The organism is Luteimonas yindakuii, from assembly GCF_004803715.2.
Taxonomy (GTDB): Bacteria; Pseudomonadota; Gammaproteobacteria; order Xanthomonadales; family Xanthomonadaceae; genus Luteimonas; species Luteimonas yindakuii.
The window spans coordinates 2,067,807-2,084,446 of sequence record NZ_CP039383.2 but is presented as its reverse complement, the minus strand read 5'-3'; the positions used below and the strand labels follow the sequence as shown (position 1 = coordinate 2,084,446).

Sequence of the window (16,640 nt, the reverse complement as noted above, 5' to 3'; positions counted from 1 at the left end):
GCGGTCCCAGGTGCGCTACGCGCCCCGGTACCGCCATGTTGGCGTTCCCCGGCCTGGCTCACCCCTGCGCCAGCTGCATCATCAGCCCGCGCGCGGCGTTGAAGCGGTCGGCGGCTTCCGGCAGCGGCAGCTTGATGCGCAGCTTCTCCGGGCCGTCCATCGCGTACAGCTTCGGCTGCTTCTGGATCAGCTGGATCAGTGCCATCGGGTCGATGCGTGGCTTGGCCTCGAACAGCAGGCGCCCGCCGTTCTCGCCAAGGTCGAGCTTGCGCACGCCCAGCCCGGTGGCCTGCAGCTTCAGCTCGGCGATCGCGAACAGGTGCTTGGCCGGGTCGGGCAGCAGGCCGAAGCGGTCGATCATCTCCACCTGCAGCTCGCGCAGGCCGTCGGCATCGTTGGCGGCGCTGATGCGCTTGTACAGCGTCAGCCGGGTGTGCACGTCGGGCAGGTAGTCGTCCGGGATCAGCGCCGGCACGTGCAGTTCGACCTCGGCACCGCGCGAATCCGGTTCGTCGGCGTCGGGCAGCTTGCCCTGGCGGATCGAGCGCACCGCGCGTTCCAGCAGTTCGGTGTAGAGGCTGAAGCCGACCTCGGCCATCTGCCCGCTCTGCTCCTCGCCCAGCAGCTCGCCGGCGCCGCGGATCTCGAGGTCGTGGGTGGCGAGGGTGAAGCCGGCGCCGAGTTCGTCCATCGACGCGATCGCATCCAGGCGCTTCTGCGCATCGGGGGTGATCGCGCGCTTGTCCGGCACCACCAGGTACGCATACGCGCGGTGGTGCGAACGGCCGACGCGACCACGCAGCTGGTGCAGCTGGGCGAGGCCGAAGCGGTCGGCGCGGTTGATGACGATGGTGTTGGCGTTGGGGATGTCGATACCGGATTCGATGATCGTCGTCGACAGCAGCACGTTGAAGCGCTGCTTCTGGAAGTCGACCATCACCTTTTCCAGCTCGCGCTCCGGCATCTGCCCGTGGGCGATGCCGATGCGCGCCTCCGGCACCAGCTCCTGCAGCTCGCGCTGCATGCGGCCGATCGATTCGACATCGTTGTGCAGGAAGTACAGCTGGCCACCACGCGCGAGCTCGCGCTGGAAGGCCTCGCGCAGCAGCGAGTCGTCCCATTCGCTGACGAAGGTCTGCACCGCCAGCCGGTGCGCGGGCGGGGTGGCGATGATCGAGAGGTCGCGGATGCCGGCCATCGCCATGTTGAGCGTGCGCGGGATCGGCGTGGCGGTGAGCGTGAGCAGGTGCACGTTGGCGCGCAGCGCCTTAAGCGCTTCCTTCTGGCGCACGCCGAAACGCTGTTCCTCGTCGACGATGACCAGTCCGAGATCCTTGAACTTCACGTCAGGCTGCAGCAGGCGATGGGTGCCGACGATCACGTCGATCTCGCCGCGGGCGACCTTTTCCAGCTCGGCCTTGATTTCCTTCGTGCTCTTGAAGCGCGACAGCACCTCGACGCGGATCGGGGAGTCGGCGAAGCGATCGCTGAAGTTGCGGAAATGCTGTTCGGCCAGCAGCGTCGTGGGCACCAGCACCGCCACCTGCTTGCCGCCGGCCGCGGCGACGAAGGCCGCGCGCACCGCGACCTCGGTCTTGCCGAAACCGACGTCACCGCAGACCACGCGGTCCATCGGCTGGCTCGATGCAAGATCGTGGATGACCGCCTCGATCGCCGAATGCTGGTCGGGCGTTTCCTCGAACGGGAACGCTGCGGCGAACGGTTCGTACATCGCGCGGTCGATGTCGATCGCAAGGCCGGCACGCGCGGCGCGCTTGGCCTGGATCTCAAGAAGTTCCGCGGCGACGTCGCGCACCTTCTCGGCGGCGCGTTTCTTGGCCTTGGTCCACGCCTCGCCACCGAGCGAATGCAGCGGCGCGGTTTCCGGCGATGCGCCGGAGTAGCGGTTGATCAGGTGCAGCTGCGCGACCGGCACGTACAGGCGGTCGCCCTTGGCGTATTCGATCTCGAGGTACTCGGCCGGCTGGCCGCCGGCTTCGAGCACGACAAGTCCGCGGTAGCGGCCGACGCCGTGGTCCTCGTGGACGATCGGCGCACCCCCGGTGAGTTCGCCGAGGTCGCGGATGATCGCTTCCGGCTCGCGGCCGGCACGGCGCGCCCGGCGCGGCTGGGTGGCGCGCTCCGGAAACAGCTGGCGCTCGGTGAGGATCGTGACCTGCGGCGCATCCAGCGCGAAGCCGTTGTCGAGCGGGGCGACGGCGACCGCGAAGCGCGCGTCGGTATCGGCGGCGATGAAGGCGGCGAAGTCGTGCAGCACCTGCGGCTTGAGGCCGGTCGGCGCGAGCAGGTCGATCAAGGCCTCGCGGCGGCCGGCGCTGTCGGCGGCCAGCAGCACGCGGCCGGGGTAATGGCCGAGGAAGGACTTCAGCGCGCCGGTGGCATCCGCATCGCGCGTGGAGATCGGCAGGTCCGGCGCCGGCTGGTCGCCCAGCGCCACGGCCTGCGCCGCCTGCGCGTGGCTGGCATCGGCGACGTCGACGCGCTCGCCGCGGTTGAGGCATTCGCGCAGCGTGTCCGGCGGCAGCCACAGCTCGGCCGGCGGCAGCAGCGGGCGCTCGATGTCATGGCGGCGCTGTTCGTAGCGCTCGCCGATGTGTGCCCACGCGTGGTCGGCGGCGGCCAGTGCGCCGGGGGCAAGCACCGGCAGTGCGCCCTCGGGCAGGTAGTCGAACAGCGTCGCGGTGGCGTCGCCGGCATCGCGCTCGCCGAAGCGGCCGCGCGGCGGCTCGAAGAACAGCGGCAGGTAGTACTCGACGCCAGCCGGCGACAGCCCGGACTTCAGGTCCTGGAACAGCGAGCTGCGGCGCTGGTCGATATCGAAGCGTTCGCCAAGCGCATCCATCGCGCGTTCGCGCGCGGCCTCGTCCAGCGGCACCTCGCGGCCGGGCAGCATGCGGATCGCCTCGACCTTGTCGAGCGAGCGCTGCGATTCCGGATCGAAGCTGCGGATCGATTCGATGTCCTCGTCGAACAGTTCGACGCGGAACGGCGCGTCGGCGCCCATCGGGAACACGTCGAGCAGGCCGCCGCGCACGGCGAAGTCGCCCGGGTCGAGCACCTGCGGCACGTTGCGGTAGCCAGCGGATTCGAGTCGCCGCTTCTCGGCATCGAGGTCGAGCCGCTGGCCGACCCGCATGTCGAAGGTCTGGCCGGCGATCCACGACAGCGGCGGCAGGCGCTGCATCAGCGTCTGCACCGGCACCACCACCAGGCCGCGCTTGAGCTGCGGCAGGCGGTTCAGCGTGGCCAGCCGCTGCGAGACGATCTCCGGATGCGGGCTGAAGTGGTCGTAGGGCAGGGTTTCCCAATCGGGGAATGCCAGCAACGGCACGTCGTCGCCGCCGGCCAGCGTCTGCAGGTCCGATTCCAGCTGGTGGGCATGGTGGTTGTCGCGCGCGACGACCAGCAACGGCCGGCCATGCGCGGTGGCGGCGCGCAACAGCGTCCAGGCCAGTGCGGAGGTGGAGGCGGGCGCGCGCCAGAACGCACGCTGCTGGCCGCGCCGGGGCAGCGGCGGAAGGGGAAGGTCGGGTGCTTTCATCGAACCGCGCATTCTACCGCGCAAGGCGTCGTTGCTCCTGCCGCAGGACGAACGCATCGCCACGCGCGGAAGGGGAACAGCGGCAGGCTTCAGTGGGTGACCGTCGCGGCGGTGTCGGCACGCCGTGGTCAGAGATCGAGTACCACCCGCACGGTGCCGGGATGGTCGGAGGCTTCCTGGCGGAAGCCGAGCGACTCGGCGAGTGCCAGCATCGGCTGGTTCTCTTCCTGGACCTCGCCGATCAGGCGCTGCAGCTTCTTGCCGCGCGCCCAGCGCACCAGGCGGCGCATCAGCTGGCGGCCTGCGCCCAGGCCGGCGATGTAACCGCTGATCAGGATCAGGAACTGGCCGTCGCGGGTGCCGGGCACCATCGCCACGCGGGCAACGCCGCCGACCACCGCGTCACCCGGCGGCAGTGGCTCCGCCGCGACCAGGGCGAACTCGGTCTTGGGGTCGGGGCGGGTCAGGCGATCTGCCATCTCCGCGCTCAGTTCGGGCAACGGGGAGACCAGGCGCTGACGGATTTCCTCCGGGCCCAGCAGGGCGAAGCCGGCACGCAGCGGCTCGGCATCGTCAGGGCGCACGGGACGGATCAGGATTTCGCGGCCATTGGCCAGACGGATCTGGTCATGCCACGGCGGGAGTCGGTTGCGGGCGGCCATGCGACGGATGCTGCCACGCAACGGGTGAAGTCCCTTTGCAGAAGCTGAATGCGCTAGCCCAACCTGAACAAGTAGTCATGTCGCGGCCGGCGCCCTGTTCACGCCGCGGGGCGCAACCACTCCAGCCGGGACGGTTCCGCCATCCGCGCCGCGGGCAACAGCTCCCCGAGCGCCTTCAGAGCCGGGCCGAGACGGCGGTCGAGCCCCCATGGCGGGTTCACCAGCAGCAGGCCGCTGCCGTTCATGCGCAGTGGCGAGTCGTCGGGGCGCACCAGCAGTTCGCAGGCCAGCACGCCACCGGCAGCCTCGAGGGTTGCCGCGCTGCGGAACGGCCGCTGCAGCACCCGACGCTGCTTGATCGGATACCACAGCGCGTAGCTCGCCTGCGGCCAGCGCTTGAGCCCTTCGCGGATCGCGCCCAGCGCAGGGGTGAATTCTTCGAGCTGCAGTTCGTAGGGCGGGTCGATCAGCACCAGGCCGCGGTTGATGCGCACGTCGCCATCGCGCGGCGGCAGCAGGGCGCGCACCGCGCCATAGCCGTCGCGGGCATGCACGGCGATGCGCGGATCACCGGCGAAGTTGGCCTTCAGCACGGCGGCTTCCTCCGGCTGCAGTTCGCAGCAGGCGATGCGGTCCTGCTCGCGCAACGCATGCGCGAGCAGCCATGGCGAGCCGGGGTAGGCATCCGCACCGGCCTGCGCGCGACAGGCATCCACGGCGTCCAGATAGCGACGCAGCAGCGGCTCCTCGACAGCGGCCGCGCGCAGGCGGCCGATGCCGCTGTCCGCTTCGCCGGTCTGCCGCGCCGCGTAGTCGCCCAGCCCGTACAGGCCGCGCCCGGCATGCGTGTCCAGGGCGAAGCAGGCGGCGGGCTTGGCGGTGAGGGCATCGCACAGGGCGAGCAGCACGACGTGCTTGAGCACGTCGGCATGGTTGCCGGCGTGGAAGGCGTGGCGATAGTTCATGCGCGCAGTGTATGCCGGGCCGCCACGCTCTATGCTGCGCGGCATGCCGGAACCCGCGCGCATCCTCGTCGTCGAGGACGAACAGGCCATCGCCGACACCCTGCTGTACGCACTCGGCAGCGAGGGCTACGCGGTGCGGCATTGCCTGCTCGGTCGCGATGCGCTGGCGGCGCTGCGCAATCCCGGCGCGGAGCTGGTGGTGCTGGATGTCGGGCTGCCCGATCTCAACGGCTTCGAGGTGTGCCGGCAACTGCGCGGCTTCAGCCAGGTGCCGGTGATCTTCCTCACCGCGCGCAACGACGAGGTGGACCGCGTGCTCGGCCTGGAACTCGGTGCCGACGACTACATGGCCAAGCCGTTCTCACCGCGCGAACTGGTGGCAAGGGTGCGCGCGCGGTTGCGCCGGAGCGCGCCGGTCGGCGCGGGCGATGCCGACGGCTGGCGCGCGCACGGCGCGTTCGCCATCGACCACGAGGGCCGGCGCATCCGCTATCGCGACACGCTGCTGGACCTGACCCGCTACGAGTACGCGCTGCTGGCGGCGCTGCTGCAACGCCCGGGTGCGATCCTCAGCCGCGCGCAGCTGATGGACCGCGGCTGGGACGACGCCGCCGACAGCGGCGACCGCACCGTCGATACCCACGTCAAGACGCTGCGCGCCAAGCTGCGCGCGGCGGGCGCCACCACGGATCCGATCCGTACCCATCGCGGCATCGGCTACGCACTGGACGCCTGAGCATGCGTATCGGCCTGCGGCTGTTCCTGGCGTTCTTCCTGATCGTCGGGGTGGCGGCGTTCTTCGTCATGCGGGTGTTCGTCGACGAGGTGAAGCCCGGCGTGCGCCAGGCGCTCGAGGCCACGCTGGTGGATTCGGCCAACACGCTGGCCGAGCTGGCCGCCGATGATCTCAAGGCCGGGCGCATCGCCGATGGCCGCTTCGCGCAGCGGGTGGCGCAGGCGCATGCGCGCGACCCGCAGGCGCAGGTGTGGGAGGTCGCGAAGAGCAGCGTCGACCAGGAGATCGTGATCACCGATGCGGGCGGGATGGTGGTGTACGCCTCCACCGGCCGCGACCTCGGCCGCGACAACTCGCGCTGGAACGATGTCTACCGCACGCTGCGCGGCGAGTACGGCGCGCGTTCAACGCCGCGCGTGCCCGGTGCCGACGACGACAGCGTGATGCACGTGGCCGCGCCGGTGCGCGATCCCGACGATCCATCGCGGCTGCTCGGCGTGCTGACGCTGTCGCAGCCCAACCGCAGCGTGGAGCCCTTCATCGTCGCCAGCCAGCGCAGCATCCTGGCGCGCGGTGCGTGGCTGATCGGCATCGCCGCGCTGATCGGCATCGCCATGACCTGGTGGCTGGTGCGCGGCATCGGCGGCCTCAACCGCTACGCCCAGGCGGTGGCGCGGGGCGAGCCGGTGCCGCCGCCGCGGCCGCGTCGCGACGAGATCGGCGACCTCGGCCAGGCGCTGGAGGCGATGCGCCGCAAGCTCGAGGGCAAGGCCTACGTCGAGCAGTACGTGCAATCACTGACCCACGAGATGAAGAGCCCGCTGGCGGCGATCGGCGGTGCCGCGGAACTGTTGCAGGAGCCGCTGCCGGATGCCGAGCGCGCGCGGTTCGCCGGCAACATCCTCGCCCAGCAGCGGCGGCTCACCGAGACCATCGACAAGCTGCTGGCGCTGGCCGAGGTCGAACAGCATGGCTGGCTGCAGAAGCGCAGTGCGATCGCCGTCGGCACGCTGCTGGCGCAGGCGGTCGACGTGCTGGCGCCAAATGGTCGCGAGGTGTGCGTGCGCTGCGATGCCGCCGCGGTGGCGGCGGTGGAGGTGCGCGGCGATCCGTTCCTGCTGCGGCAGGCGCTGCGCAACCTGGTGGAGAACGCGGTCGCGTTCTCGCCGGACGGCGGCGAGGTCGTGGTCGACGCATCGGTGGAGGCCGGCAACGTGCGGCTGCGCGTGCTCGACCGCGGCCCTGGCGTGCCCGATTACGCGCAGGAGCGGGTGTTCGAGCGTTTCTACTCGCTGCCGCGCCCGGACGGTGGTTCGCGCAGTTCCGGCCTCGGCCTGCCGTTCGTACGCGAGGTCGCCCGCCTGCACGGTGGCGCCGTCCGCCTCTACAACCGTGACGGTGGCGGCGCCATCGCCACGCTGTCGCTGCCGGCGACCTGACCACTTCACATCCGCTTCAAATCCGCTTCCGACCCCGCCCATGCAGGGCGCGCACGCTGCAGGCCGGTCCATGGCGGGGAAGCGAAATGAAGTCGATGAAGCTGGTGCTGCGGTTCGTGGTGATCGGTGCGCTGGTGCTGGCGTTGCTGGTGCCGCTGGCGATGATCCGCGGCGTGGTGCACGAGCGCGAGCAGTACCGCGCGCAGGCGGTGGAGCGGGTGGCACAGGGACGCGCGGGCGAACAGCGGCTGGTCGGGCCACTGCGCGTGGTGCCGTGGACGGAAAGGCGCGAGGTCGCCGAGCGCGCTGCCGATGGCAGCCAGCGCGTGGTCACCCGCGAAGTGAACGGGCATCTGTTGCAGGCGCCCGTGCGGCTGGACGTGCAGGGCACGCTGCAGCCGGCGGAGCGGCGCGTGGGGCTGTTCCGCATCCCGGTCTACGGCTGGCAGGCGCAGGCGGTCGCGTCCTTCGCGCCGCTCGACTATCCGGCGGTCGACGGTCGTGCGTACGGGCAGCCGTACCTGGCGATCGGCATTGCCGACGTGCGCGGACTGGTCGGCGCGCCACAGCTGGTGGTGGACGGGCGACCGCTGGCGCTCGCCGCGGGCACCCGCGATCTCGCGGCGATCAGCGGCGGCGTGCACGCGGCATTGCCGGACGCCGGCGCGACTGGCCTGCCGGCCCTGCGCGAGGTGCATTTCGACGCCACCATCGACGGCACCCGCTCGCTCGCGATCGTGCCGGTGGCCGACGACAACCGCATCGACCTCGCCTCGCCGTGGCCGCACCCGCAGTTCGGCGGCAGGTTCCTGCCGACACGCCGGGATATCGACGCCGATGGCTTCCGCGCGCACTGGGCGCTGTCGTCGCTGGCCAGCGATGCACAGGCGCAGCTGCGCAGGGGCGAGGCGGATGCGCTGGACGCGCTGCAGGTGAGCCTGGTGGATCCGGTCGACGTCTACACCCAGGTCGACCGCGCCACCAAGTACGGGCTGCTGTTCGTGCTGCTGACCTTCGTCGCGTTCGGCCTGTTCGAGCTGATCAAACGCCTCCCGATCCACCCGCTGCAGTACCTGCTGGTCGGCCTTGCACTGGCGATCTTCTTCCTGCTGCTGCTCAGCCTGTCCGAGCACATCGCGTTCCATTGGGCCTACCTGGTGTCGGCCACGGCCTGCATCGGCGTGCAGGTGATGTATCTCTCCGGCGTGCTGCGCAGCTGGCGCCGCGGGCTGGGCTTCGCCGCCATGCTCACCGCACTGTACGGCGCGCTGTACTGCCTGCTGGTGTCGGAGGACAACGCGCTGCTGATGGGTTCGCTGCTGCTGTTCGGCATCCTCGCCGCGATCATGTGGATCACCCGCAAGGTCGACTGGTACGCGCTCGGCAACGAAGTGCGATGAGTGCTGCGACTGCCCGGTAACGCTGCGTCCCGCTGCCGGCCGGTGGCGGGGCGCAGTGGCCCGATAGAATCGCCGCATGACCGCAACCCTCGACGTGCGCCGCGTGGTCGGCGCGGACCTGCAGGCGCGCCTCGACGACGTGGCGCGCCTGCGCGTGGCCGTGTTCCGCGACTGGCCCTATCTCTATGCCGGCGACATGGACTACGAGCGCGGCTACCTCGCCGCCTATGCGGCATCCGTCGACAGCGTGTTCGTGCTGGCCTTCGACGGCGACCGCGTGGTCGGCGCCTCCACCGGCATCCCGCTCGCCGACGACGACGCGGCCTTCCAGGCGCCGTTCCGCGCGCATGGGATCGACGTCGACGACGTGTTCTATTTCGGCGAATCGGTGCTGCTGCCGGCCTACCGCGGGCGCGGCGTCGGCCATGCGTTTTTCGATGCGCGCGAGGCGCATGCGCGGGCGCTGGGGCGCTTCCGCATGACGGCGTTCTGCGCGGTGGATCGCGAACAGGACGATCCGCGCCGCCCCGCCGGCCATCGCGACAACGACGCGTTCTGGAGCCGCCGCGGCTACGTGCGCCAACCGCAATTGCGCATGCAACTGGCGTGGGAGGAGCTCGACCGTGGCGAGTCCATGCACACGCTGACCTTCTGGACGCACGCGCTGGAACATTCCGCATGAAGGTCGCCGTTGCGCGTTATCCGATCGGCCGGCCCGGCAGCTTCGACGAATTCGCCGGGGTGCAGCGCCGCTGGATCGATGAGGCGGCGCAGGCCGGTGCCGGCATCGCGCTGTTACCGGAATACCTGGCGCTGGAACTTGCGGCGATGTTCGGCGACCACGTAGGCAGCGACCTCCACGCCTCGCTGTCGGCACTGCAGGCGCTGCGGCAGGACTGGCTCGGCCTGTACCGGCGGCTGGCCGCGCAGAGCGGCATGCTGCTGGTGCCCGGCACCTTTCTGCTCGACACCGGCGGCGGCGGCTACCGCAACCGCGCCGACGTGTTCACCCCGGAGGGTGGCCATGACTGGCAGGACAAGCTGCAGCTGACCGGCTTCGAGAAGGGTGTCGGCACCATCGAAGGTGGCGACGCGCTGCGCGTGTTCGAGTACCGCGGCCTTCGCTTCGGCATCGCGGTCTGCTACGACATCGAATTCCCGCTGCCGGTGCGGGCACAGATGGAAGCGGGCGCACGGCTGGTCCTCGCGCCGAGTTGCACCGACACGGCGGCCGGCGCCACCCGCGTGCGCGTGGGCTGCCTGGCACGCGCGCTGGAGAACCGCTGCTTCATCGCCCAGGCGGTGACCGCCGGCGAAGCGCCATGGAGCCCGGCACTCGACGTCAACACCGGCGACGCGGCGCTGTATGCGCCGATGGACGTCGGCTTCCCGGCCGACGGCGTGGTGGCCGCCAGCGATGGCCGCGACGGCTGGACGATCGCCGATGTCGACACCGATGCACTGCAGGCCAGCCGCGCACAGGCGCAGGTGGCCAACGACCGCGACTGGCCGCGGCAGTCGCTGCCGGCCTTGCGCGCGGCGCGGGTCACGGCGCTGGGTTGAGCCGGCGGTTCCACGTCGTGGCCCGGCATGCACAAGCTTCGATCAGCTGACGATCAAGGCGACCAGCGCAGGCCCGCCGATGATCGACAACAGCGCCAGCACTGCACCGATGGCGAGCGCAGCGAGCACGTCGCTGGGGTAGTGCAGGCCGAGCACGACACGCGAGGCGGCCACTGCGGAGGCGAACGGGACCAGCAGCCACGCCAGCACCGGGTAGTGCCAGACCGCGACGCTGCTGAAGGCCACCGCATGCAGGGTGTGCCCGGACGGAAAGCTGTACTCGTCGAGCGGCGCCACCCAGGCGCGGATGCGGGCATCCGCGGCGAACGGTCGTGGCCTGCGGGTATGGCGCTTGAGCGTCCTGTACAGCGTGAGTGCGACCACGCCGGTGGCGGCCATGTGCACGCTGGCGTGCACGCCGTTCCAGCCGTCGGCGACGATCAGCGCGGCCATCAGCAGATACCAGAACACGCCATCGCCGAGCCGGCTCACGCAGGCGAACAGCGCGAACACGGCGCCGCGTTCGCACCAGCGGTTGGTGCGCAGGCACCAGCCGGCGTCGCGGGCGGTCCAGTCAGGCGGCGGCGAGGGCGGCGGTAGTGGCATGCGGGTGTCCCAGGCTGGCGAGGATGCGGTCGAAGTCGGCGCAGACCGCGGCCGGCGACAGGGTTCCGGTAGCCTCGCGCGCGGCCAGGCCCATCGCCCGGCGCGTGCCGGCGTCGCCAGCCAGTTCTCTGGTGACGTGGATAAAACCAGCATCGTCGTCGACACGGCGCCCATGCACGCCGTCCTCCAGGTGTTCGCGCGCGGCACCGTTGTCGAACGCGACCACCGGCACGCCGCTGGCCATCGCTTCCAGCACCACGTTGCCGAAGGTCTCCGTGCGGCTGGGGAACAGGAACAGGTCCGCCGATGCCACGTGTTCGGCAAGCGAGCGGCCGGTCCGGGTGCCGGTGAACACGAAGTCGGGATGCTCGCGCTGCAGGGTGGCGCGCAGCGGACCATCACCGACCAGCACGAAGCGTGCGCGTGGATGGCTGCGCTGCAGGTGGCGGAACGCGGCGATGGCAAGTGGCAGGTTCTTCTCCGCGGCCAGCCGCCCGACGCAGATGACCACCAGGTCGTCGTCGTGCATGCCCCAGCGCGCACGCAACGCGGCATCGCGCCGCCACGGGGCGAAACGCAGGGTGTCGACCGCGCGGGGCAGATGGCGCGGATTGCGGAAGCCGCGACCTGCAAGTTCGTCGTGCAGGGCCCGCGTGGGCACCAGCGTGGCCGCGGCGGCGTTGTGGAAGCGCCGCATCCAGCCCATCGCCACTGGCGCGAGCATGCCCACCCCGTAGTCGTGCATGTAGAGATCGAAGCGCGTGTGCAGACCGGTGGCGACGGGGATGCCGACGCTGCGCGCCGCGCGCAGTGCCGACCAGCCGAGCGGCCCCTCGGTAGCGATATAGATCGCATCCGGACGCTGCGCCCGCCAGCGCCGTTCCAGCAGGCGTTGCGCCGGCAGGCCGAAGCGCAGGGTGGCGTAGCCAGGCAGGCGTGCCCCGGGCACCAGCAGTTCCTGCGCCACCGGCTCCACGTCGTCGTGCTGGCGGGGGCGGATCACATCGGTGAGATGGCCGCGTTGCCATAGGCCGCGGGCAAGGTCGCGCACCGTCAGCGCGACGCCGTTGACCTCCGGCGGCCAGGTTTCGGTCACGAGCGCGTAGTGCATGGCGTCCTCCCCGGGGGCTGTGGCCACTGTGCGGAGCGGATATGCCGTGGCGGTGTCGCGGCGATGACGTTTGTATTGCATGGGCGCCTGCCGTTGCCGCGTGCCTGGTGCTGCGGTCCCGCGTGCGCTGTCACATGACCGTCAGAAAACCCACATCTCCGCGTCAGATTCCGGACCCACCCTGTGCACCGCGACTTCACGCGGCTGCCGTGGTGGCAGTCACCCGAACCTCCCGAATCCTGGAGCCTTGAACGATGCGTTCTTCCCTGCTTGCGGTATCGATTGCCATGGCGCTTGGGGCGGCGCTGCCTGCCGCCGCGCAGGACACGCGCGACCGCGAACTCGCCGAACTGCGCGCGCAGCTGAGCCAACTGCAGACCCGCATGGCCGAACTCGAGGACCGCAGCGACGCGCAGTCCGAAATCAACATCGCCAGCCAGCAGGCGGCCGAAGCCGCCGCGAAGACACAGCCCAAGGTCGAGCCGCGCAACGGCGGCCTGCGCGTCACCTCCGCCGACGGCAAGTCCGAGTTCTCGCTGGGCGGGCGCATCCATTTCGATGCCTACGCCTTCGATCGCGACAACGCCGACGTCACCGGCACCACCGACTTCCGCCGTGCGCGCCTGACCCTGGCCGGCAAGGCCGCGGGCTGGGAATACAAGGTCGAGCAGGACTTCACCGGCGGCAGCACCACCGAAGGCTTCCGCGACGTCTTCATCGCCCGCGACGCACTGGGTGGCAAGGTCACCATCGGCCACTTCAAGCCGTACCGCTCGATGGAGGAGATGACCAGCTCCAACGAGATCCTGATGATGGAGCGCCCGTTCGCCTCGGCCACCGGCATCTACGCCGGGCGCCAGTTCCAGCAGGGCGTCGGCTACCTCACCAGCGGCGACAACTACAGCTTCGGCGCCAGCGTGTTCAACATGCGCAGTGCCTCGGGCCCGCGCAACGAGGGCATGGGCGCGTCCACGCGCGCGACCTGGGCACCGATCAACAACGACGACAGCACGCTGCACTTCGGTGCCTCGTACAGCCACGAGAACCTCAACAAGGGCTCGGCCGACGTGTCGGCATCGGCGGTCTATGCCGGCCGCCGCGGCCCGTCGCAGACCATCGCCCGCACCACCGGCGCCAGCGGCGAATCGATCGACACCGTGGGCCTGGAAGCCGCCGGTGCCTTCGGCCCGCTGTTCTTCCAGTCAGAATACGCGCGTGCGACCTACGGGCAGCCGCTCGGCGGCGACCAGGACGTCGACACCTGGTACCTGATGGGTGCGTGGACCATCACCGGCGAGCGTCGCCCGTACCGCGTCGGCACCGGCGTGTTCAACTCGCCGCGCCCGAACGGGCCGTACGGCGCATGGCAGCTGACTGCCCGCTACGACACGATCGAGAACAAGGACATCGCCGGCATGGAAGCCAGCAGCGCCACGTTCGGCGTCAACTGGTTCATCAACCCCAGCGTGCGGCTGATGTTCAACTACACCCGCGGCGACAACGAGTTCCTCGGCGACAAGACCAACCAGTTCGCGCTGCGGACCCAGCTCAGCTTCTAAGCGTTGTTCCAGGCACGCCGCCGCTCCGGTCCGGACTCTCTCCCCGGACCGTGGGCGGCGTCGTCATTCCGGACGCCGCGACGAGGCGCAATGTCGCGCGCCACGCGCAGCAATAGGGCAGAGCCGTGTTGCAACCCCTCTCCCGCCTGCGGGAGAGGGGCAGGGGCGAGGGCTTAGCGGGGTTCCGGCCTGGTGGCTGGGCGCAGCGGCTCCCCCGGCTCCCCCGGGGTCTTGTCCGGATAGCGGCACAGGTCGCGGATCACGCAGCCGGGGCATTCCGGCCGGCGCGCCTTGCAGACATAGCGGCCATGCAGGATCAGCCAGTGGTGGGCGTCGTGCAGGAACTGCTTCGGCACCCGCTTCAGCAGGCCGTCCTCGACCTCGCGCACGTTCTTTCCGGGTGCCAGCCCCGTGCGGTTGGAGACGCGGAAGATATGCGTGTCCACTGCCATCGTCGGTTCGCCGAACGCGGTGTTGAGCACCACGTTGGCGGTCTTGCGGCCGACGCCCGGCAGCGCTTCCAGCGATTCGCGATCGCGCGGCACTTCGCCGCCATGCTGCTCCACGAGCATCCGGCAGGCGGCGATGACGTTCTTCGCCTTGGCGTTGTACAGCCCGATGGTGGAGATATGGCGCTTCAGCCCGTCCTCGCCGAGCGCCAGGATCGCCTGCGGCGTGTTGGCGACGGGGAACAGCCGGCGCGTGGCCTTGTTGACCCCCACATCGGTCGACTGCGCCGACAGCGTCACCGCCACCAGCAGTTCGAACGGTGAGCTGTATTCGAGTTCGGTGGTCGGCTCCGGGTTGAGGGCCGACAGCCGCGCGAACATCTCGTGGATCTCGGCGCGGGTGAGGGTGCGGCCGCGGCGACGCGGCGGAATACGTTCGGACATGCGGATCAGGGAATCAGTCGGCCGGGCGCTGCGCGCGGCTGCGCGCGCGGGCCAGCGCAGCCGCAGCGGCTGCAGGCAGGGCAGGGCGCGTCAGCGGCGTGGCGGCTGCCGAGACGGCGGGCCGTGCTTTCGGCGTTCCGGCCGCCGGCGCCATGGCCGCCTGGCGCCGCGCCTCGCGCTCGGCGGCGCGGCGCGCCAGCCGTTCGTTGCGGGCGCGATAACGCTCGCGCGCGGCCCAGGCCGCACGCAGGCGGTCGCGTGCGTCGCGCAGCCGTGCAGCGTCGGCCGCCGTCAGCCCGCCGAGGGCGGCATTGGCCAGCTCTGAATCGGTGAGATCGGCCAGGCCGGCGTCGATGGCCGCGTCGACCTCGTCGGCCGTCAGCAACGCGAGCAGGCGATGCGGGTCGGGCGCGTGCACGTGCTTCAGCGTCCGCTGAAGTCCGGCTTGCGGCGTTCGAGGAACGCGCGGGTGCCTTCGCGCATGTCCTCGGTGGCGAACATCAGGCCGAACTGCGCGGTCTCGTATTCCAGGCCCTCCGACATCGCGCATTCGCCGCCGACATGCACGCAGTCGAGGATCGCGCGCAGCGCCAGCGGTGCGGCCGCGGCCAGTTGCGCGGCCAGCGTGCGGGTGGCGTCCGCCAGCTCCGCCGCCGGGACCACGCGGGTGAGGATGCCCAGCGCCTGCGCGCGGGCGGCATCGATCGGCGCCCCGGTCAGGCACAGTTCCAGCGTCGCCGCACGGCCGGCCAGGCGCAGCAGGCGCTGGGTGCCGCCGAACCCCGGCACCAGGCCGAGGTTGATTTCCGGCTGGCCGACCTTCGCGGTATCGGCGCCAATGCGCAGGTGGCAGGCCATCGCCAGTTCCAGCCCGCCGCCGAGCGCGAAGCCGTTGACCATCGCGACCACCGGCTTGGGGAAGGTCTCGATGCGGCGCATCAGGCGCTGGCCGCGCTGCGAGAAATCACGCCCGGCGACTGCCGGCAGGTCGGCCATCTCGGCGATGTCGGCCCCGGCGACGAACGCCTTGGGGCCGGCGCCGGTCAGCACCACCGCACGGACCGCGGGGTTTTCGGCGGCGTCATCGAAGGCGACCAGCAGCGCGTCCAGGGTGGCGGCGTTGAGCGCGTTGAGCTTGTCCGGCCGGTTGATGGTGAGGGTGCGCACGGCGCCGTCGTCGGCAACCAGGAGCAGGGATTCGGTCATGCGATTCGTTTCCGGAGGTCGAAATGTGGTGTCATGCGTGAACGGCTCCGCGCCACCGGGGAACTCACCACCCGGGGGGCTTGTCGGAGGACGCCGTCAGTGGCAGTTAAGCCCGGCGGTCGTTATCCTAACCCGTTCCTTCGCGCGCCCTCCCGGCGTGCTGTCGGGAACGCCCAAACCGGAAAAATTCTCGGAGATCCACCGAATGAAGTTGCGTTTGCTGGCCGCTTCCCTGGCGGCACTGACCCTGACCGCCGGCGCTGCCGTCGCCCAGGACACCTCGTCGGAGCAGGGACGGCTGAGCTACGCGCTCGGTTACGACCTGGGCCGCAACCTGATCGAGAGCGGCGAACAGGTCGACGTCAATACCGTCATCAAGGCACTGCAGGACGGCTACGCACGCCGTGATCCCACCGTGCCGGTCGACCAGCTGCGCAGTGCGGTCGAGAACATGCAGCAGCGCCAGCTGGCCAAGGCCCGCGCCGAGTTCGAGCGCGTCGCCGGCGAGAACAAGACCCGCAGCGATGCCTTCCTTGCGCAGAACCGCGCCAAGGCCGGCGTGCAGTCGCTGGCCGGTGGCGTGCAGTACCGCGTGATCGAGGCCGGCAACGGTGCCAAGCCGACCCCGAACAGCGAAGTGTCGATCAACTACAAGGGCAGCCTGTCCACCGGCCAGACCTTCGTCGACACCTCGGTGGCGCCGGAAGGCCAGCAGGCCGGCCCGGTGAGCGTGCGCATGGACCAGATCCCGCTGGTGGGCCTGCGCGAGGCACTGGCGCAGATGCCGACCGGTGCGCGCTGGGAAATCGTGATGCCGCCGGAAAAGGCCTACGGCAACTCGCCGCAGTCGCCGATCGGCCCGAACCAGGCGGTCGTGTTCGACGTCAAGCTGGTCAGCATCAAGTAACTGCCGCGACACGCGACAGCAGGACGCCGCC

15 protein-coding genes are annotated in these 16,640 nt (G+C 70.5%); 7 read left to right on the top strand and 8 right to left on the bottom strand.

Features of this window, described 5'->3' with window-relative positions:
• Positions 1-58: 58 nt before the first annotated feature.
• The 3 genes from mfd to E5843_RS09505 all read right to left on the bottom strand — a co-directional run bounded on the left by mfd (position 59) and on the right by E5843_RS09505 (position 5,189).
• Entirely contained in the window at positions 59-3,562 is a 3,504-nt protein-coding gene (gene mfd, locus E5843_RS09515; RefSeq protein WP_134673744.1) for a transcription-repair coupling factor, read from the bottom strand.
• 128 nt (positions 3,563-3,690) lie between these two features.
• Complete coding sequence (locus E5843_RS09510; RefSeq protein ID WP_134673743.1) at positions 3,691-4,224, bottom strand: GNAT family N-acetyltransferase; 534 nt, start codon at positions 4,222-4,224, stop codon at positions 3,691-3,693.
• 98 nt (positions 4,225-4,322) lie between these two features.
• Entirely contained in the window at positions 4,323-5,189 is an 867-nt protein-coding gene (locus E5843_RS09505) for a 23S rRNA (adenine(2030)-N(6))-methyltransferase RlmJ (RefSeq protein ID WP_136412516.1), read from the bottom strand.
• A gap of 31 nt (positions 5,190-5,220) precedes the next feature.
• Here E5843_RS09505 and creB point away from each other — a divergent pair, with 31 nt between their 5' ends.
• The 5 genes from creB to E5843_RS09480 all read left to right on the top strand — a co-directional run bounded on the left by creB (position 5,221) and on the right by E5843_RS09480 (position 10,327).
• Positions 5,221-5,925, top strand: a complete 705-nt coding sequence (gene creB, locus E5843_RS09500; RefSeq protein ID WP_208542801.1) for a two-component system response regulator CreB — start codon at positions 5,221-5,223, stop codon at positions 5,923-5,925.
• A 2-nt stretch (positions 5,926-5,927) separates the two neighbouring features.
• Entirely contained in the window at positions 5,928-7,364 is a 1,437-nt protein-coding gene (creC, locus tag E5843_RS09495) for a two-component system sensor histidine kinase CreC (RefSeq protein ID WP_136412514.1), read from the top strand.
• Between the two features lie 86 nt (positions 7,365-7,450).
• A complete protein-coding gene (creD, locus tag E5843_RS09490) occupies positions 7,451-8,764 on the top strand; it encodes a cell envelope integrity protein CreD (RefSeq protein ID WP_136412513.1) in 1,314 nt (437 codons plus the stop codon).
• Positions 8,765-8,840: 76 nt separating this feature from the next.
• Positions 8,841-9,446: a GNAT family N-acetyltransferase gene (locus E5843_RS09485; RefSeq protein ID WP_136412512.1), complete on the top strand. Its 606-nt coding sequence runs from the start codon at positions 8,841-8,843 to the stop codon at positions 9,444-9,446.
• A complete protein-coding gene (locus tag E5843_RS09480; RefSeq protein ID WP_136412511.1) occupies positions 9,443-10,327 on the top strand; it encodes a carbon-nitrogen hydrolase family protein in 885 nt (294 codons plus the stop codon). Before E5843_RS09485 ends, E5843_RS09480 begins: the two co-directional genes overlap by 4 nt.
• Before the next feature lie 42 nt (positions 10,328-10,369).
• Here the strand turns inward: E5843_RS09480 and E5843_RS09475 are convergent, their stop codons facing one another.
• Positions 10,370-10,933 (bottom strand): phosphatase PAP2 family protein, encoded by a 564-nt coding sequence (locus E5843_RS09475; RefSeq protein ID WP_136412510.1) that lies wholly within the window; start codon positions 10,931-10,933, stop codon positions 10,370-10,372.
• A complete protein-coding gene (locus E5843_RS09470; RefSeq protein ID WP_136412509.1) occupies positions 10,902-12,044 on the bottom strand; it encodes a glycosyltransferase family 4 protein in 1,143 nt (380 codons plus the stop codon). The genes E5843_RS09475 and E5843_RS09470 overlap by 32 nt, the downstream gene beginning before the upstream one ends.
• A gap of 254 nt (positions 12,045-12,298) precedes the next feature.
• On the opposite strand from E5843_RS09470, the gene E5843_RS09465 reads away from it, so the two are divergent.
• Positions 12,299-13,603 (top strand): OprO/OprP family phosphate-selective porin, encoded by a 1,305-nt coding sequence (locus E5843_RS09465; protein ID WP_136412508.1) that lies wholly within the window; start codon positions 12,299-12,301, stop codon positions 13,601-13,603.
• Between the two features lie 173 nt (positions 13,604-13,776).
• On the opposite strand, the gene nth is transcribed toward E5843_RS09465, so the two are convergent.
• Genes nth through E5843_RS09450 form a run of 3 tightly spaced genes read right to left on the bottom strand, consistent with a single transcriptional unit; the run spans position 13,777 to position 15,702 of the window.
• Positions 13,777-14,496: an endonuclease III gene (gene nth / locus E5843_RS09460; protein ID WP_141065951.1), complete on the bottom strand. Its 720-nt coding sequence runs from the start codon at positions 14,494-14,496 to the stop codon at positions 13,777-13,779.
• Between the two features lie 13 nt (positions 14,497-14,509).
• Positions 14,510-14,914: a hypothetical protein gene (locus E5843_RS09455; RefSeq protein WP_134673732.1), complete on the bottom strand. Its 405-nt coding sequence runs from the start codon at positions 14,912-14,914 to the stop codon at positions 14,510-14,512.
• A 5-nt stretch (positions 14,915-14,919) separates the two neighbouring features.
• Positions 14,920-15,702, bottom strand: coding sequence for an enoyl-CoA hydratase/isomerase family protein (locus tag E5843_RS09450; protein WP_134673731.1), 783 nt, complete (start codon positions 15,700-15,702; stop codon positions 14,920-14,922).
• A gap of 205 nt (positions 15,703-15,907) precedes the next feature.
• On the opposite strand from E5843_RS09450, the gene E5843_RS09445 reads away from it, so the two are divergent.
• Entirely contained in the window at positions 15,908-16,609 is a 702-nt protein-coding gene (locus E5843_RS09445) for an FKBP-type peptidyl-prolyl cis-trans isomerase N-terminal domain-containing protein (protein WP_134673730.1), read from the top strand.
• Positions 16,610-16,640: the final 31 nt, after the last annotated feature.

Excerpts from the sequence above, each read along its gene's own strand:
- mfd (WP_134673744.1), bottom strand. The coding sequence starts at position 3,562 with ATGAAAGCACCCGACCTTCCCCTTCCGCCGCTGCCCCGGCGCGGCCAG.
- E5843_RS09510 (WP_134673743.1), bottom strand. The coding sequence starts at position 4,224 with ATGGCCGCCCGCAACCGACTCCCGCCGTGGCATGACCAGATCCGTCTG.
- E5843_RS09505 (WP_136412516.1), bottom strand. The coding sequence starts at position 5,189 with ATGAACTATCGCCACGCCTTCCACGCCGGCAACCATGCCGACGTGCTC.
- creB (WP_208542801.1), top strand. The coding sequence starts at position 5,221 with ATGCTGCGCGGCATGCCGGAACCCGCGCGCATCCTCGTCGTCGAGGAC.
- creC (WP_136412514.1), top strand. The coding sequence starts at position 5,928 with ATGCGTATCGGCCTGCGGCTGTTCCTGGCGTTCTTCCTGATCGTCGGG.
- creD (WP_136412513.1), top strand. The coding sequence starts at position 7,451 with ATGAAGTCGATGAAGCTGGTGCTGCGGTTCGTGGTGATCGGTGCGCTG.
- E5843_RS09485 (WP_136412512.1), top strand. The coding sequence starts at position 8,841 with ATGACCGCAACCCTCGACGTGCGCCGCGTGGTCGGCGCGGACCTGCAG.
- E5843_RS09480 (WP_136412511.1), top strand. The coding sequence starts at position 9,443 with ATGAAGGTCGCCGTTGCGCGTTATCCGATCGGCCGGCCCGGCAGCTTC.
- E5843_RS09475 (WP_136412510.1), bottom strand. The coding sequence starts at position 10,933 with ATGCCACTACCGCCGCCCTCGCCGCCGCCTGACTGGACCGCCCGCGAC.
- E5843_RS09470 (WP_136412509.1), bottom strand. The coding sequence starts at position 12,044 with ATGCACTACGCGCTCGTGACCGAAACCTGGCCGCCGGAGGTCAACGGC.
- E5843_RS09465 (WP_136412508.1), top strand. The coding sequence starts at position 12,299 with ATGCGTTCTTCCCTGCTTGCGGTATCGATTGCCATGGCGCTTGGGGCG.
- nth (WP_141065951.1), bottom strand. The coding sequence starts at position 14,496 with ATGTCCGAACGTATTCCGCCGCGTCGCCGCGGCCGCACCCTCACCCGC.
- E5843_RS09450 (WP_134673731.1), bottom strand. The coding sequence starts at position 15,702 with ATGACCGAATCCCTGCTCCTGGTTGCCGACGACGGCGCCGTGCGCACC.
- E5843_RS09445 (WP_134673730.1), top strand. The coding sequence starts at position 15,908 with ATGAAGTTGCGTTTGCTGGCCGCTTCCCTGGCGGCACTGACCCTGACC.